Raw genomic sequence first — 17407 nt, forward strand, 5'->3', positions numbered from 1 at the left:
TAATTGGCGTGAGGTTCTGTGAGCGCAGCGGAAAACGACTTCATTTCATCGCCCTGAACCGGAGCCACCCTTTCCGAAGGCCGAGCCGCCGCGTGCGATGGTTTCAATCCAGCGCAGGCGGCGGCCAGGAAGCGTCAGGGCCGGACAGGTGCCACGCGCCAGACGATGTTCGAAAGATCGTCGGCCACCAGCAGCGCTCCGCCCACCGGATCGTAGGCGACGCCCACCGGCCGGCCGCGGGCATGGCCGTCCTTGATGAAACCGGTCAGGAAGTCCTGCGGCTTGCCGGCGGGGCGGCCATTGGCGAAGGGCACCCAGACCACCTTGTAGCCGGAGAGGTCCTGCCGGTTCCAGCTGCCGTGCTCGCCGACGAAGGCCCCTTGCGCGAAGTTGCCGCCGAGGCCCGTTCCCGTGACGAAGGACAGCCCCAGCGCGGCGACATGGGATCCCAGCGCATAGTCGGGACGGATCGCCGCACGCACCATGGCAGGCTTCTGCGGATGGACGCGGGGGTCCACGTTCTGCCCCCAGTAGCTATAGGGCCAGCCATAGAAGCCGCCGTCGCGCACGGAAGTGAGATAGTCCGGCACCAGTTGCGGGCCCAGTTCGTCGCGCTCGTTGGCCACTGTCCAGAGCTGGGCATTGGCGGGATTGATGGCCATCGCCGTGGGATTGCGCACGCCGGAAGCATAAGTCCGGTGCGCGCCCGTCTGCCGGTCGATTTCCCAGATCTGCGCCCGGTCCTGCTCCACGTCGAGGCCGCGCTCGCCGATATTGCTGTTGGAGCCGATGCCGACATAGAGCTTCGAGCCATCGGCAGAGGCCGTCATCGCCTTGGTCCAGTGATGGTTGATGCGCGAAGGCAGCTTCACGAGTTCCACGCCCGGACCTTCCGCGCGGGTCATGCCGTCGCGATAGGGGAAGCGGATCACCGCATCCTGATCTGCCACGTAGATGTTCCCGTCGGCATAGGCGAGGCCGTAGGGCGCGTTGAGCCCGGTCGCGAATTCGGTGCGCAAGTCCGGCTTGCCGTCGCCATTGGTGTCGCGCAGCAAGGTCACGCGGTTGCCGCCCTTCACCGAGGTCTTGCCCATGGACTTGATGTAGCCGGCGATCACGTCCTTGGGCCGCACGGTCGGCGCGTCCTGGCCGCCCATGCCTTCCGCCACGAGGATGTCGCCATTGGGCAGCACCAGGATCTGGCGCGGCACCTTGAGCCCGGTGGCGATGGCGGTGACGGCAAAGCCGGCCGGCGCCCTGGGCGCTTCACCGTTCCAGCCCGCCGGAGTGGCGATGTTCATGGGCGGCAACAGGGTCTGCCGCTGCTTCGGCAGGTCCGGCTGCGCGCCGGTCTGATCGAGATCGGGATTGCTGCTGCCGCAAGCCGCGAGCGCCAGCGCCGATGCGCCGATGGCGATATGGCGAAAGATCATCGGCCTGCCTCCACTGCCAGAACGCGGCCTTGCGAATGGCCCACCCAGCCCGCGGCCAGCGCGAGGATCGTGCTCAGAACCGAGAGCACCACGCCCATCGTTCCCACCGAAGCCCAACCGTCATGGCTGTGCTGGAAGGCGTTGAACAGCCCCGCGATCCACGCGAGCGCCAGCAGCACCGTCACCACGCCGTTATGGCGCCGCTCCATCGGCTCCCGCGCGGCCCAGGTGGCGATGGCGCTCCAGAGCAGTGCCAACCCGCCGAACAGCAGCGCGCCGGTAATCAGCCAGGCGGAGAAGTTGGTCCACTGGATCTGCGCGGTCTTCACGTAAGTCACGTCGGACAGCAACGCGCTGGGAAACAGCGCGACTGGAAAGGCCATCAACAGCGCGTGAAGCGGATGAAGCGACCGGCGAAGCGGACGGATAGGCCGGACGGCCGGCTGCGCACTGAGCAAGGTGGATCTCCCGATGGGAAGGGATAAGTATCGCTCCTGCAAATGCCCGGTATGCCGTTTTGTTTCGTCGCGGGGCGTCGGTCCTGCTCATGGCACGAGGCTGGTCACCTCCAGCCGCTGGCCGGCATAGCTGGCGAAGCCGCCACTGCGCGGCTGGCCCTGCCCGTCGCGCGAGAAGTCGATCGCGCTGGGCCGCGCGCCCGAAAGCGGCCCGAAAGTCACTTTCAGCTTCATCTCACCGGGCTTCGGACCGGCCAGAACGATGTCGGCCTCATAGGTCGATGCACCGGCGGGATGAACATGCGTGGTCTCGCGGCCGTTGTAGAGGGCGGCGCCATCGTCGCTGAAATCGACATAGGTCTTGGAGATCGCCGCCGCTGTCCGTTCATAGGCGATGTACCCGGAGGTCCGGCCATAGACCTTCACGTTCACCGCCTTCGCCTGATCGGCCAGTTTCGGAACTTCGGTCATATCGGAAGACGCATAGGCCATCCGTTCGGGCGTCGCGCGCGCCTTCACCGCGGGGCCGGGCCGGTAATCGGGCAGCCGCACCATGCGGATGCGCTTCGTGGAACTGCCCCTGCGGTTCTCGATCCACATTCCCCTTTTGCCATCCGGATTCCAGGACAGCGGCGAGTTGAACACCCAGCCCGCCTCGGTGCCCAGGTCCTTGCCGAGGTAGCCGTCCTGTCGCTGCGAGGCGGCGATATCGATGAGCGCCGGACCTATGCTGCCCTCACGCGAACTCCGCACGCCGGTAACGGCATAAGTATAGGCGAACATGCTCAGCCCCATGTTGAGCGCGGCGGGATAGGGGCGCGGCATCAGGCCCAGGATGGCCGGGTCGGTCTGCGCCGAAAACCGCGTCGTCATCGTCAGCCCCAGGCGTTCGTCGGGCGAGAAGATGGTGGTTTCGGTATAGCCAGGCGTATCGGTGACGGCCTGAAGGCCGCCGCTCGCCAGGTCCAGCGTGACCGAGTCCGGCAAGTCGCGCCTGATCGCCCCCACCAGCGAGAGCGCCGTGCCGCCGCGCACGAACTGCTTCACTTCGCCGCCGCGGACAGGCTGCGGGATCACCCCATCGGCATGGCGCGGGTCCGCGGCGAAAGGTTCGCGCGTGCTGACGATGCGCGGCGCGGTGATCCGGTAGCTGTCGCCTTGCCGCTGCAAGGTCCCCGTGAACACGGCCGCGGAGAAATTCGCGAAGAGCGTCGTCCAGGCGACGTGCCGATTGTCAGGGGCGATCACCATTTCCGACCAGCGATGGGCGATATGACCGCCGTCGGCGACTTCGGGCGGGTAGAGCACCGGGATCAATCCGGCCTTTTCGCAAGTCTCCAGCGGGATCGCGCATTCGATCACGAAGTCGCCGAGGAATATCCGGCGATCGTCGGGAAAGACCATGAAGCGAAGGCCGTTGTCCTTCGGGCGTTCGGGGATCCGTCCCGCGAAGAACGGCCGAAGGGCGCTGCCGTCGTCGTTCATCGTCGCCAGCGTCAGGTCCCGCTCGTCGCCGCCGGCATGGCTTCGATAGGCGACGAGGACTTTGCCGGAGGGCGTGTATGTCGCCGAAATCAGCTGCTCGCCCTGGGCAAAAGGAACGGTGGCCAGATCGACCCGGCCGATGGGATCGGAATTTTGCGGCTCTGCCGCGGCATCGGCAGCGATGAGGAATATCGCGCTGCCCAGCAGCAATACGCGTGATGCGACAGCCATCGTTTCATTCTCCCGTCGGCGCGGTGGCTGCGCCTGCCTCATGATCGTCATGAATTGTGCCCCGCGTTTTCGAGCATGGCGTGGCAGAGGCTTCGCAAATGGCGGTTCGCTGGCAAGAACGATTGCGTTAGCGGGTCGAACCCCTTGCAAATCCTTCGCTTTTCAGCCGCTTTTCCCGTTCGCGGTTCGCGAATGGGAAACTTGTTTGCGTGAATTGGCCAACCGGACTCAACGGAGTGGCTGGTCCTGCCACCTATCTCAAGTCGATTTTCGCTGCGTATGTCGCGGGCTCATGTGGGGGGCCTGCGAGGGGTCAGCATGGACTGCCGCCTTGGCGGGCGGAGGGGGAAGGTGTTAGAGGCCCGCGACATTCACCCGGAAACACGAAAGACACGGCTTTGACGATCCAACCCGCCGCCGCCTTCAAGGACAATCTCCAGCAACTGCCGCCGATCGACGGCATTCAGCGCATCGACCTGCTCGACGAAACCGGCGCGGTCGTCGCTGGGATCGAGAACCAGCCGGGCAAGCAAGGCTCCCTGGCCGTCTACAACTACCTGCAGCAGTCCTTCGGTGCGCTCGATGCGGCTGCGGCCGAGCATGGCCTGGCTATTTTCGCCGAACACACCCCCGACGCGCGCAGCCGCCCCGGCGCCCATCCGAATGTCGACCTCCTGCTCGCCATCGCCGCGGGCGGCGCTCCCCTGCGTATCGAGGTGATCTCCGCCGCCGGCTGATGGCAGGGCGCACCCTCGGCCACATGCGAAAACGGCCTCCCCCGCCATGGCGGGGAAGGCCGTTGAAATCCGCCCGAAAGGGCTCCTATCGCATCAGAAGCTGACGCCCAGCGTACCGAAGACCTGGCGCGGTGCCGAGGAGTGGAACACGAGGATGGTTCCGTTGACATCGTCCGGTGCGAAGACGCTGTTGTCGAAGTTCGACGCATAGCGCTTGTTGGTCAGATTGGTCACGTTCAGCGAGAGCTTCGCGCCCTTCAGCGGTCCGAAGTCGCCAAAGTCGTAGCCAAGGCCGAGGTCCACGGTGACATAGCCACCGAAGCTCTGGTCGTTGGTATAGGTATAGTACCGGCGACCGGTATACTTGCCCTGTACCGAAGCGGAGAAGCCGTCCTGCTTCACCGACAGGACGCTCGCCAGCATTTCCTTGGGCGTATCGACCTGCTGCTTGCCCGCGGTCGCCTTGATGACGCAAGTCGCGCCGGTGCACCAGTTCAGATCGTCGTCATACGTGGACTTGTTGTACGAGGCCGAGTTGTACCAGTTCAGCCAGGGCAGCGGCTTCCACAGCACGCCCAGTTCCACGCCCTTGCTGGTGACGCTGCCGGCATTGTGGAACGAGTTGCCGCAGCCCGGATTCTGCTGCTGGTTGGTCGGGCAGGGATTGTACTGGAGCAGGCGGTTGTCGAACTTCACCCAGTAGCCGCTGAGCGCGACCTGCAACTGGCTGCTGACGAAGCGGTAGCCGCCTTCGACGCTCTTCGAGGTCTCGGGCTTCAGGGTCTTGCCCTGCGCGTTCCACACGGTCTGCGAGACGGACTGCGGGCCCAGCTTGAAACCGCCCTGGAACATGGCCATGTTCTCGGCATAGCTGGCGAAGAGTTCGTGCTGCGGGGCGACCTGCCAGTGCAGGCCGATTTCGGGCAGGAAGAAGTCCTTGGCCGTCAGCGAGCCGGTGGCGAACTGGCTGGAGGCCGGCGGCGGGGTCTTGGCGATGCCGTCCTGCGCCTCGGCGTCCGAGCGGGAGTACGTCCCCTTGAAGCCAAAGTCGACGGTGAGCGCGTCATCCAGCAGCTTGATCGTGTCCTGCACGTAGAACTGGCGGGTCTTCCACTTCGTTTCCTGCACCCACTGCGCCGTGTCCGGCTGGCCCTCCAGAAACTGCCCGATGTCGAACGGGCCGGTCACGTTGGTCCAGATGTAGCGCGCGGCGCTGCTCTTGTTTTCCTCGATCCAGAAGCCGGCCTGGAACTGGTTGAAGCCCACGTCCCAGCTCAGGCTGCCGAGCCCGCCGGTACGGTTGATGGTATAGCGCGTGTCGCGGATCTGCACCGGCACGTCATCGGCGGTGGTCGCCGTGCCCTGCTTGGACCAGCCGACGATCCAGTTGTTGCCGGCGCCCTTGTCGGTATGGTGATAGACCTGAACGCGGGCCTTGATCGCCTTGGTGATGTCGAAATCGCCGGCGAGGTAGAACAAGTTGTCATTGCGCAGGATCTGACCGTTAGTGAAGGTCACGTCCGAGTTCTTCTGCGGTGAAGGTGCGGCAACGCACTTGGTGGGCGCGGTCGGTCCCGTCACCGAGCAGTAGGCGCGGTCGAGGTACGACTGCCAGTCAGGCGCATAGCCGCCCCAGTCCCAGCCGAGTCGACCCTGCATTTCCTTGGAGAGGTAGGCGTCGTCGGCCTGATTGGTGCGCGAAATGTCGGCAAAGGCAGTGATCGTACCGCCGGTGAAGGCGTACTTCGCCTTGCCGTTGAACTGCTTGCCGGTCGACTTGTTGTAGGCGCGCTGGTTCACGAACAGGTCCTGTTCGCTGTAGTGGCCGGAGACATAGGCCGAAAACCCGCCATGCTCGCCGGTGTCGAAGCGCGCGAAAGTGCGCAGGGTATCTTCGCTGCCGACCGTCTGGCTGACCGTCAGTCCGATGTCCTGGTGCGGATCGCTGCTGAAATAGGTCAGCGCGCCGCCAAGGTTGCTGGTCGAAGGGATGCCAAGGCCGGCGATGCCCGTCGCCAGGTCGGCCCGGCCGAGGTTCTCGGAAATCAACGCGCGGCTGATCGAAAGGCCGTTGTAGTTGTTGTAGGCGCCGTCGCCCAGCGGCATGCCGTCCAGCGTATAGCCGAGGTGGGTGGTGCTGAAACCGCGCACCTGCAGCGAAAGGGACTGCTCGTTGACGCCCAGCGCATCGATCGACTGCGCGCTCACGCCCGGCAGGAAGTTCAGCGCCTTCTGCACGCTGGTACCCGGCGGCAGGGCTTCGAGGTTGGAGGGCAGCAGGGTCGAGACCGAGCGGGTCTGGCCGCTGCCGATCACGACGATATCCCCGAATTCGCTGCCATCCGCGTCACTGGGCGCGGTATCCTGCGCCTGGGCCATTCCGGGCGCGAATACTGTAAAGCCGGCAGCAACCGCCAACGTGACAACGGACTTGTTCAACACCTATACCCCCCTTGGATGCGAAAGCGCCGCGACGAGTTCACGGCGCCGGCAACTTTCCGGAGCGGGCCTATTTCACGGATTGGTGACGGTTTCGCTACAATGCGGAAATAAATCAGTAAAACTTCCCGAGCGTCGTCAGCGCGGTCGAAAAACGACCATGTCTGTTCGCAGGTGCGGGCGCAGGTGCCGGCGTCGACTTGGGAAAGCCCTTGATCGCCGCCCGCAGGCCATTACACGACAGGCGATGAAAGCACCGGAAGCGCGATCCCCAGGCGGCGAGCCCACTATCGACGATGTCGCCGCCGCCGCGGGCGTTTCGATCCGCACGGTGTCCCGCGTCCTCAACAAGTCGCCAAAGGTCAACGAGAACACCCGCAAGACGATCGAGGACATCATCGACCGGCTCAACTTCAAGCCGAGCCGGGGCGCCAGGGCATTGGCCATGCGCCGCTCGTTCCTAATCGGGCTGGTGCATAACGACCAGAACGCGCTGGTGCTCGATTCCATCCAGCGCGGGATCGCCAGAGTGGCATCGCCGAACGGCTACGAACTGGTGGTCCACGCCTGCCCCGACCAGGATGACGCCGTCATCGACGACGTCCTGGCCTTCATCGACAGGTCGAGAGTTGACGGCATCATCCTCTTGCCGCCGGTCTCGGGCGTACCGGGCCTGCCCGAAGCGCTGGATACCTGCCCCGTCACTGCCGTCGCGCTGTCATCCATCCCGATCGAGGGATTTGCAGGCGTGGTCCTCAGCGAGGAACGACAGGCCGGTGCCGAAGTGGCGCGCCATCTGCTCGGCCTGGGCCACCGCGCCCTGGGCCTCGTCAACGGGCCGGAGGGGGTCGCCTCCGCGCAGGAAAGGCGCACGGGCTTCCTGGGCGAAATCGCGAACCAGGCGGGGATCTCGCTGGCTGAAACCTCAGGAGACTACAGCTTCGCCTCGGGCGTCCTCGCGGCAGAAGAGCTGCTGAGCCGGGAGCCGCGCCCCACCGCCATCTTCGCGGCCAACGACATCATGGCCGCAGGGGTCATGAAAGTGGCCGCGACGCGCCGGATCGCGGTGCCCGGCCAGCTCTCCATCGTCGGTTTCGACGGCAGCATCCTCACGCGCATGCTGACCCCTGCCCTCACCTCGGTCCTGCGCCCTTTCGGTGAAATGGCCGCCAGCGCCGCCGGGCAGCTCATCGCGCGGATCGAGGGCAAGACGGCAGCACCGACCATGCCCCATGCGCTGGAACTCGTGCCCGCCGAGTCCACGGGGCCCGCCCCGGCCTGACGCCGTGACGGGCGGCCCTTTCAGTGGACGCAAGCAGGGTCGAGACGTCCCGCCGCCAATCCCGCGAGGCCGGCCTCCACCGCGCCGACGAAGCGGGGGTCCGCGCCGAGTTCGCCGAAAACCTCGCGCATCGCCAGCACTGCCCGCCAGTCTTCGGCGCGCTGGAGCAGCGGACCCGACAACGGATCGGTGATCGGCCGGCCCTCACGCGCGGCGGCGGCCAGGAAGCGCAGCCAGGCGGCGATGGGCAGCGCCAGCCGCGCGACCGGGCGGCCCGCTGCAAGAGCGGCGCGCACCGTGTCCAGCAGGCGATAGGGCAGCTTCTGCGATCCGTCCCAGGCGATCTGGGAAAGCAGGTGGCGGATCGCGGGATTGGCGAAGCGGGCCAGAATGTCCGAGATATAGGCCTGCAGGTCCAGCCCTGCCGGGGCGGAGACCGATGGCGCGATATCTTCGCGCATCAGGCGCTCGGCAAATGCGGCGAGTTCCCGGTCGGCCATGGCTTCGGCCACCGTTTCCAGTCCGCGCCCCAGGCCGATATAGGCCAGCGAGGAATGGGCGCCGTTAAGCAGGCGCAACTTGGCGGTTTCAAAGGGGCGAACGTCTCCGGTGAAAGTCACCCCCGCCAGGTCGAGCGCGGGGCGCTCCCCGGCGAAACGGTCCTCGATCACCCACTGCGTGAAGCGCTCGCGCTGGATGGGCCAGGCGTCCTCCTGCCCTATCGCTGCGGCGACACGCCTGCGCAGGGCGTCGTCAGTGGCGGGCGTGATGGAATCGACCATGGCGTTCGGGAACGCCGCATGATCGGCGATCCAGCGCGCGGTCTCGGGGTCGACCGCCTCCGCCAGCGCCAGGGTCGCGGCTTCCAGCTTGCGACCATTGTCCGAGAGATTGTCGCAGCAGAGCACGGTCACGCCGGGCAGCCCTGCAAGACGGCGGCCCTGAAGCCCGCGCACCAGCCAGCCGGTGAAGGATGACGGCATCCAGTCTGCGGACCGCGCGGCTTCGAGGTCCGCGGCGATGGTAGGGCTGGCGAAATCGAGCGTGCCGTCCGCGGCGAGGCAGTAGCCCTTCTCGGTCACGGTCGCGCTGACGATGCGCGTATCGGCATGGACCAGGGCCGCCAGGATCGCAGCGGGATCGTCGCGCGTGAGCACCCGGCCAATCGCGCCGATCACGCGGTAGTCGGTCTCCGCATCGAGGCGCGCCAGGGTGTAGAGCCCATCCTGCGGGTTCAGCGCATCGGCAACGCCGCGCGAATGGAGGCTGACCCCGGTCAGTCCCCAGCGAGGGTCTTGAGCCAGCAGCGTATCGAACGCGGCCGCCTGATGGGCGCGGTGGAAGGCGCCCGGCCCGAAGTGGACGACGCCCGGCCGCACGGCCGCACGGTCGTACCGCGGCGCCGCGACCGAGCCCGGCAGCGCGGCCAGCGAGGCTTGCGAAAGGCGGGTCACGCCAGCTCCACCACGCGCGACGCCGGGGCCTCCAGGCCATAGGCCTTGCGCACGAGACCCAGGGTCAGTTCCTGCGCCAGCTCTGCCGCTTCCCAATCCGCCAGGCGATGCTCCGCGACGAGCCGCGCCAGGAAGCCGCAGTCGATGCGGCGCGCCACGTCGTGCCGTGCCGGGATCGACAGGAACGCGCGGGTATCGTCGTTGAACCCTACCGTATTGTAGAAGCCTGCGGTCTCCGTGGTCATTTCACGGAAGCGGCGCATGCCCTCCGGGCTGTCGTGGAACCACCAGGCCGGGCCAAGGCGCAAGGCGGGGTAATGGCCCGCGAGCGGCGCCAGTTCCCGCGCGTAAGTCGTTTCGTCCAGGGTAAAGAGAATGACGGTAAGGCCGGGCTCGTTGCCTAACAGGTCGAGCATCGGGCGCAGCGCCTCAACATATTCGGTGCCGCGCGGAATGTCCGCCCCCTTGTCTCGGCCGTGGCTGGCGAAGAGACGCGCGTTGTGGTTGCGTGTAGCGCCGGGGTGGATCTGCATGGTCATGCCGTCCTCCAGGCTCATCCGCGCCATCTCGGTGAGCATCTGCGCCCGGAACAGCTCGGCTTCCGCGGCATCGGCCTTGCCGCCCATGACTTTGGCGAACAGCGCCTCGCACGCCGCAGTGGAGAGGTCGGCGGTGCGCGCGCTGAGGAAACCGTGGTCGGTCGCCGTGGCGCCCATCTCCCGGAAATCGGCGCGGCGCTTGCGGTGTGCGGCGAGATAGCCCTGCCAGCTTCCCACGTCCTCGCCCGAGAGCTGTGCGAACCGGGCAAGGTCGCGCGCGAAGGAATCGTGCTCGGGATCGATCACCGAATCCGGGCGATAGGTAGTGACCACATTGCCCTTCCAGCCCGAAGCGCGGATCGCCTTGTGGTGCTTCAGATCGTCGCCCGCGCCTTCGGTGGTGGCAAGCAGTTCGATGTTGAACCGCTCGAACAGCGCGCGCGGCCGGAATGCGGGCGAGGCCAGCGCCTCTGCTATCGTGTCGTAGTAATGATCCGCCGAACCGGCATCCAGCGTGACCGCGATGCCGAAGACTTCGGCAAAGACATGGTCCAGCCACATGCTGGAAGGCGTCCCTCGGAACAAGTGCCAGTTCGCTGCGAACAGACGCCAGGCCTCGCGCGGATCGGTATCGGGCAGAAGCCCGCCCTTGCGCGGCACGGCCAGCGCATCGAGGTCGATCCCCTGCGAATAGAGCATGCGGAACAGGTAGTGGTCGGGGGCCAGCAGAAGCTCGGTCGCATTGGTCCAGGCGGCATCGGAAGCGAACCACGCGGGATCGGTGTGCCCGTGCGGGCTGACGATCGGCAACCCCGCCACTTGCGCATAGAGTTCGCGCGCAATGGCCCGCGTGTCGGGATCGGCGGGGAACAGGCGGTCGGGGTGAAGCGAAAGCTGCGGCATCCGGAATCTCCTTGGCTGCCGTCCGAATATCGAGTTGTGCCAGCGCTGGCAATGGCGTATCGTCGGGCCATGATCGAGACTTTTGCCCCCTCCGTCGATGCCGTTCGAATTGCTCAGGAAGACGATGTCGCCGTCGCCCTGCACCCGCTCGATGCGGGCCGGGAAATCCGCCTGCCGGGCCTTCATGTCACCTTGCGCGATCCCATTCCCGCGGGCCACAAGTTCGCCGTCGCGCCGATCGCCGCCGGCGCAGCCGTCCACCGTTACCGCGCCCCGATCGGCCTGGCCACGCGCGACATTGGGGTGGGAGAGCACGTCCACTCGCACAATCTGAGCACGGCCCTGGCAGGTGAGAAAGCCTATGCCTTTGCCGGCCCCGGCCCTGCCGCAGCAGGCGCAAGCACGAACGCGGAGCGCACCTTCCGCGGCTATCGGCGTGCCGACGGCAGCGTCGGCACGCGCAACGAACTCTGGATCCTGCCCACGGTGGGCTGCGTCGGCCGCCTGGGCGAGCGACTGGCCGCACAGGCCAATGCCGGAATGGTGGCGGGACCGGAGGGGGCAGAGGGGGTCCACGCCTTCAACCATCCGTTCGGCTGCTCGCAGCTTGGCGCGGATCTGGACGGCACTGCCGCGATCCTCGCCTCGCTGGCGCTCAACCCCAATGCCGGCGGCGTGCTGCTGCTGGGGCTGGGCTGCGAATCGAACCAGCTCGATGCATTGCTGGAACGCATTCCCGAAGCGCGCCGTTCGCGCTTGCGGGTCCTGCGCGCCCAGTCCGAAACGGACGAGTTCTCGGCTGGCCAGGCCCTGATTGCCGAGCTTCTGGCCGAGATGGCAGGCGACAGCCGTGAAGACGTGCCCCTATCGGCGCTGCGCCTGGGCGTGAAATGCGGCGGCTCCGATGCCATGAGCGGATTGACCGCCAACCCGCTGATCGGCCTGATGGCCGATGCCGTCACCCAAGCCGGCGGCGCCGCGATCCTGACGGAGATTCCCGAAGTCTTCGGCGCCGAGAACCTGCTGCTGGAACGCGCAACCAGCCAGGAAGTGTTCGACAGCCTCTCCGCGCTGGTGAACGGGTTCAAGCGCTACTTCCTCGATCACGGCGAACCGGTCTCGGAAAATCCCAGCCCCGGCAATATCGCCGGCGGAATTACCACGCTGGAGGAAAAGTCGCTGGGCGCCGTGCAGAAGGGCGGCCTCGCCCCCGTGCGGGACGTGATCGGTTATGGCGAGCGTATTTCGCCGCTGCGGGCGCAAGGCGGCCTGACGGTGCTGGAAGGTCCGGGCAACGACGCCGTGTCCACCACTGCGCTGGCGGCGGCGGGCGCAACGATCACGCTGTTCTCGACCGGCCGGGGTACACCGCTGGGCAGCCCGGTGCCGACGATGAAGATCGCCTCCAACCACGATCTTGCCGCGCGCAAGCCCGGCTGGATCGATTTCGACGCCGGCATCGCTCTGGAACAGGGCATGGAAACGGCGGCAGAGGCGCTGCTCGACCGGATCCTCGCGGTGGCCAGCGGCGAACCCGCGCGCAACGAAAGCAACGACGAACGCGCCATCGGCATCTGGAAACGCGGCGTCACGCTTTAGCGCGCACGCCGGGGATCACAAAGGCTTGCCGCAAGCCTCCATCGGCAGCGAAAACTGCGGATTGGTCAGGAAGCTGTGGTCGGTAAGGCTCTCCAGAAAGGCGAGCAGCGGCGGCATGTCCGCGCTCTGGACGGCTTGTCCGTGCGCCGCGATCGCATCGGCCAGGGACGCCGCCGAACCGTCGTGCAGGTAAGGAGCCGTCACGGCAACATTGCGCAGACCGGGCGTGCGGAAGCGACCCAGGTCGTCCGGAGAGGCGGATATCTCCGCAAGCCCGGGATCGGCGCCGACCGGACCGATCCTGTGGAACCTCGCGTCCGTGAGATCGGCCCCCGCGTGGCATCCTGCGCAGTCGCGCCTGAAAGTGGTCAGCCCCTGCCGCGCCTGGCTTGAAAGCGCGTCTTTCTCCCCGCTCTCGAAACGATCCCAGGCGCTGCCGCGGGAAACCAGCGTCCGTTCGAAAGCAGCCAGCGCCCTCACCACATCGGCATAATCGATCCGCCCCCGGGATTGCGGAAAGGCCTTGCGGAACAAGCTGCGATAGCAGGGATCGCGGCCGAGCCGCCGGGACAGTTCCGCTTCCTGCCCCTTCATCGCCATCTCGACCGGGTGCTCGCCCAGGATCGACACCGAGGCCTGCGCCTCCAGCGTGGCCTGTCGCGGATCGGCCCAGGTCAGCGGCGAAAGCCAGGCGAGGTTCTGGAGCGCGGGCACATTGCGCCGCCCCGGATCGTCCAGCGCCCCGGCATGGGTGCGGTTTCCGTCCGCGAATGCGTGGTGCTGCTCGTGACAGGTGGCGCAGGACATCGTGCCGTTGATCGAAAGGTCGGCATCGTAGAACAGGCGGCGCCCCAGTTCGACTTTGACCGCGCTCATCGGATTGTCGGCGGGGATCGGGGGTGCGTCCGCGCCCCAATTCCACGCGCCGCGCTCCCCGGCCAAGGCGCCCGAAACGGCCGTGGCCAGCAGCAGGAGGCCGATCAGCCCGTATCGCATCGCGGCCTCAGGACGGGCGAGCGACGAGTGACGGGCGGGATGCGCAAGTCATGAAATTCGGTCCGATGTCCGTTCCCTCTTCGCATGCCGCAATCGCCAATCCTCATCGTCTAACGCCGGCGTCATTATGCTTTACGGCGCGGCAAAGCTATATACGACCGGATATAGCGAATCGCCGGGACGGCGACAGGTCAAAAAAAATGGGGGTTTCCTTGATACGTTCCGCTTCCGCGCTTGCGGTTACTTTTTCCTGCGCCCTTTCCTTGTCGGTCTCTGCGCCTGTTCTGGCGCAGACGAGCACGACTTCAGGTCGGGACGATGCCTTTACGCTGGGCCAGATCATCGTCACTGCGCCAACGGAATCGACGCCGACGATATCCTCCACCACGCTTGATGCCGATGCCATGCAGTTGTTCCAGCGCAACAGCCTGGACGATGCGGTCAACCTCATGCCCGGCGTGTCCTCGTCGAACAGCGGCGGATCGCGCAATGAGCGCCTTATCAACGTGCGCGGTTTCGACCGCTACCAGGTGCCGCTCTCCATCGACGGCATTCGCGTCTACCTGCCGGCAGACGGCAGGCTCGACTATGGACGCTTCCTGACCGGCGACATTGCGCAAGTACAGGTGGCCAAGGGCTATGCTTCCGTTCTGGACGGGCCCGGCGCAATGGGCGGGGCGATCAACCTGGTGACGCGAAAGCCCTCTCAGCCGATCGAGGCCGAGGCACGCGGCACGCTGAACCTGGGCCGCGAGGCCGAATATGCAGGCTACAACGTGTTTGCCTTGCTCGGCACGCGGCAGGACAAGTGGTACGCACAGGCCAGCTACACCCGCAACTTCACCGACCACTGGGACCTGCCCGGGAGCTATGAGCCCAGCGCCGGATCGGCGGAAGATGGCGGCCACCGCGATTTCTCGCGCACCGAGGATTGGCGCGTCAATGCCAAGCTGGGCTTCACGCCCAATGCCACCGACGAATATTCGCTGAGCTATACCCGTCAGGAAGGCGCCAAGAACGCGCCGCTGCACATCACCGACAGTGCCGCATCCCAGCGCAACTGGTCGTGGCCCTACTGGAACATCGACAGCATCTACTTCCTCTCCACCACGGCGCTGGGCGATCTGGCGACGCTGAAGACACGCGTCTACCGCAACAGCTTCGACAACCTGCTGCGCGCTTTCGACGATGCCAGCCAGACCACCCAGACGCGCCCGCGCGCCTTCAACAGCTATTACGCCGACAAGGCCTGGGGCGGATCGGCGCAGCTCGATGTGGACGTGAGCGAGGCCGACCGCTTCAATGTGGCCGCGCATTACCGCCGCGACAAGCATGTCGAATGGCAGGAGAGCTTCGCAAACGGTATCGGCACGACCGAGCCGAAGCAGACCAGCATCGAGGAAACCTACAGCATCGCGGCCGAAAACCGCCTTGCCTTCAACCCCGCGCTGGCCCTCACCGCCGGCGTCAGCTTCGACTGGCGCAATCTTACCCGGGCGGAAGACTACGCCAGCAACGCGCTGATCGAATATCCGCTGCACAACGGCCAGGCGCTCAATGGGCAGGCACAGCTGGTATGGACACCGGACCCGGCCACCAGCCTCCATGCCGGCATTTCCTCGCGCGCCCGCTTCCCGACGATTTTCGAGCGCTTCAGTTCCCGCTTCGGCGGAGCGACCTCCAGCCCCGACCTCAAGGCCGAGCGCGCCACCAATTACGAGATCGGCGGAGCACGCGACTTCGGCCCGCTCCACGCCGAGGCCGCTGTATTCTACTCGCACCTGAACGATGTGATCGTTGCCTTCCCGACCATCTTCAACCAGCAGCCCGTAACCCAGAGCCGCAACCTCGGCAGCGGCAACTATTACGGCGGCGAGATCGCGCTGACCGCGACGCTGGGCGACACCCTCAGCCTCGGCGGCAACTACACGTATACGCACCGCGATATCGACGATCCGACGAACACCGCCTTCCAGCCCACCGGCGTGCCTACGCACAAGGCATTCATCTGGGCCGACTGGGCGCCTCTGGACGGCCTGCACATCCTGCCCAATGCCGATATCGCCTCGGACCGCTGGACGGTGAACACCGCCGGCACGCGCTATTACCGCACGGGCGCCTATTTCCAGGCCAATATTTCCGTGAACTACGAGGTCTACCGCGGTGTCGTGATCGGCGCCGGCGCGCGCAACCTGTTCGACGATTACTACGTGCTTACAGATGGCTTCCCCGAACCCGGCCGCAGCTTCTTCCTGAGCTTCGCCTACAAGTATTGACGCCGCCGAAAGCTCCAGCCGGTAACGGTCCGGCTGGAGCAGGCGTTTATGCTCGGGCGTGCGACAAGCAGCGGGCGCGGTGGGAAAGGAAAGCGCGCGCCCAATACAAAAGGCTGCGACCGGCACAGTGCTTCCTGCCTGTTACGCCGTACCCAGGCTGCGATTGACAGGAACGAATGCCCTGCATGGGTGGACAGGCCGGGCGAAGCGCTTCAATAGGGCCGGGCTCCCCGCCCTCTCCCATTCGCTCATCAGAGAGTCTCGCACCGTGATCAAACCGAGCCGCCTGCTGCCTCGCCGACTTCGCGTGGTCCTGCGCCGTCACGGTCCGGAAGCGCTGGTCTGGCGCAGGCGCGTGGCGATCGTGGGCGGGGCCGTGCTGGTCGGTCTGGTGGCGCTGGTCTTCGCGGACATGGCGGACAAAGCCAACGCCTTGTTCCACATGTTCGCAGCCCGCTGGTGGTGGGGGCCCCTGCTGGCGACGCCTGCAGGCTTTGCCGCCATCGCTTGGATCACGCTGCGTTTCGCGCCTCTGGCCAAGGGCTCGGGCATTCCCCAGGTGATGGCCGCGACCAAGAACCCGGAGGCGGCGCTGTCCACCCTGGTGTCCGCCCGCGCCGCCATTGCCAAGTTCTTCCTGACCGTGGGCGCGCTTCTCGTGGGCGCCTCGGTCGGCCGCGAGGGTCCGACCGTGCAGATCGCCGCAGCCATCATGGGCAGGATGCACCGCATGCTGCGCGTGCCCTTGCGGTCTTCGGTCTATATCGCAGGCGGCGCGGCGGGCGTTGCCGCTGCCTTCAACACGCCGCTTGCCGGTGTGGCTTTCGCCATCGAGGAACTGGCCGCAGCTTACGAGCAGCGCATGACGCTGCTGGTCATGGCCGCCGTGCTGATCGCGGGCATGGTCAGCCTGGGGCTGGCGGGAGACTACATCTACTTCGGCGCCATGCGCCAGACGCTGGGCTTTCAGCAGGCGCTGATCGCCACCCCGGTCGCGGGCATCCTGGGCGGGATCGCCGGCGGCGTGTTCTCCCGGCTGATGCTGGGAGCAGGAACCACGACCATGCGCCCGATGGGCTGGCTGCGCGCGCGCCCGGTGCTGTTCGCCGCGATCTGCGGCGCCATCGTCGCCGCGCTCGGCGTGTCGACCGGCCTGACCTGGGGCACCGGCTACGATACTGCAAACGGCATCATCGCCGGCCAGAACGTGCCCGTCTGGTTCGGCGCGGCCAAGTTCGTGACGACACTGGCGACGGCCGTCTCCGGCGTGCCGGGCGGCATCTTCGCGCCTTCGCTCTCCATCGGTGCCGGGATCGGCGAACTTCTGCGCGGAATCTTTCCGGGCTATTCGCCGGGCGCGATCGTCCTGCTGGGCATGGTCGCCTATTTCACCGGTGTCGTGCGCGCGCCGCTCACGGCCGTGATCATCATCTCGGAAACGACCGCCAGCCGCGGCCTGATGATGCCGCTTCTCGCCTCTGCGCTGATCGGCGATTTCGCCGCCCAGTTCGTCTGCAAGGAAAAGCTCTATCACGGGCTCTCCCAGCGGTTCCTCCAACGCGCCGCCTGAGAGCG

General features: G+C 66.3%; 12 protein-coding genes. 5 read left to right on the forward strand and 7 right to left on the reverse strand.

Annotated features, from left to right (window positions below):
- Positions 1-134: 134 nt before the first annotated feature.
- The 3 genes from EDF57_RS21095 to EDF57_RS21105 form a co-directional block, all read right to left on the reverse strand.
- The gene (locus tag EDF57_RS21095; RefSeq protein WP_134095667.1) at positions 135-1433 is read right to left on the reverse strand and encodes a sorbosone dehydrogenase family protein; all 1299 of its coding nucleotides are present in this window, start codon (positions 1431-1433) and stop codon (positions 135-137) included.
- Positions 1430-1891 (reverse strand): DUF2231 domain-containing protein, encoded by a 462-nt coding sequence (locus EDF57_RS21100; protein ID WP_347876961.1) that lies wholly within the window; start codon positions 1889-1891, stop codon positions 1430-1432. Before EDF57_RS21100 ends, EDF57_RS21095 begins: the two co-directional genes overlap by 4 nt.
- Before the next feature lie 87 nt (positions 1892-1978).
- The gene (locus EDF57_RS21105) at positions 1979-3607 is read right to left on the reverse strand and encodes a hypothetical protein (RefSeq protein WP_134095669.1); all 1629 of its coding nucleotides are present in this window, start codon (positions 3605-3607) and stop codon (positions 1979-1981) included.
- A 398-nt stretch (positions 3608-4005) separates the two neighbouring features.
- Here EDF57_RS21105 and EDF57_RS21110 point away from each other — a divergent pair, with 398 nt between their 5' ends.
- On the forward strand, positions 4006-4344 hold the full coding sequence (locus EDF57_RS21110; RefSeq protein WP_208324918.1) for a DUF2322 family protein: 339 nt from the start codon (positions 4006-4008) through the stop codon (positions 4342-4344).
- 93 nt (positions 4345-4437) lie between these two features.
- Here EDF57_RS21110 and EDF57_RS21115 read toward each other — a convergent pair whose 3' ends face one another.
- Positions 4438-6786: a TonB-dependent receptor gene (locus tag EDF57_RS21115; RefSeq protein ID WP_132266008.1), complete on the reverse strand. Its 2349-nt coding sequence runs from the start codon at positions 6784-6786 to the stop codon at positions 4438-4440.
- 244 nt (positions 6787-7030) lie between these two features.
- Here EDF57_RS21115 and EDF57_RS21120 point away from each other — a divergent pair, with 244 nt between their 5' ends.
- On the forward strand, positions 7031-8065 hold the full coding sequence (locus tag EDF57_RS21120) for a LacI family DNA-binding transcriptional regulator (RefSeq protein WP_134095670.1): 1035 nt from the start codon (positions 7031-7033) through the stop codon (positions 8063-8065).
- A gap of 20 nt (positions 8066-8085) precedes the next feature.
- Here the strand turns inward: EDF57_RS21120 and EDF57_RS21125 are convergent, their stop codons facing one another.
- Both EDF57_RS21125 and uxaC read right to left on the reverse strand, forming a co-directional pair.
- Complete coding sequence (locus tag EDF57_RS21125) at positions 8086-9519, reverse strand: mannitol dehydrogenase family protein (protein ID WP_134095671.1); 1434 nt, start codon at positions 9517-9519, stop codon at positions 8086-8088.
- Positions 9516-10961 (reverse strand): glucuronate isomerase, encoded by a 1446-nt coding sequence (uxaC, locus tag EDF57_RS21130; protein ID WP_134095672.1) that lies wholly within the window; start codon positions 10959-10961, stop codon positions 9516-9518. Before uxaC ends, EDF57_RS21125 begins: the two co-directional genes overlap by 4 nt.
- A gap of 69 nt (positions 10962-11030) precedes the next feature.
- Between uxaC and EDF57_RS21135 the strand changes: the two genes are divergently transcribed.
- Positions 11031-12560, forward strand: a complete 1530-nt coding sequence (locus EDF57_RS21135; RefSeq protein ID WP_134095673.1) for an altronate dehydratase family protein — start codon at positions 11031-11033, stop codon at positions 12558-12560.
- A 15-nt stretch (positions 12561-12575) separates the two neighbouring features.
- Here the strand turns inward: EDF57_RS21135 and EDF57_RS21140 are convergent, their stop codons facing one another.
- Entirely contained in the window at positions 12576-13556 is a 981-nt protein-coding gene (locus tag EDF57_RS21140; RefSeq protein WP_208324919.1) for a cytochrome c peroxidase, read from the reverse strand.
- 263 nt (positions 13557-13819) lie between these two features.
- On the opposite strand from EDF57_RS21140, the gene EDF57_RS21145 reads away from it, so the two are divergent.
- Positions 13820-15832: a TonB-dependent receptor gene (locus EDF57_RS21145; RefSeq protein ID WP_347876962.1), complete on the forward strand. Its 2013-nt coding sequence runs from the start codon at positions 13820-13822 to the stop codon at positions 15830-15832.
- 271 nt (positions 15833-16103) lie between these two features.
- Positions 16104-17402, forward strand: coding sequence for a chloride channel protein (locus EDF57_RS21150; protein WP_243654244.1), 1299 nt, complete (start codon positions 16104-16106; stop codon positions 17400-17402).
- Positions 17403-17407: the final 5 nt, after the last annotated feature.

This window comes from Novosphingobium sp. PhB55, from assembly GCF_004368805.1.
Taxonomy (GTDB): domain Bacteria; phylum Pseudomonadota; class Alphaproteobacteria; order Sphingomonadales; family Sphingomonadaceae; genus Novosphingobium.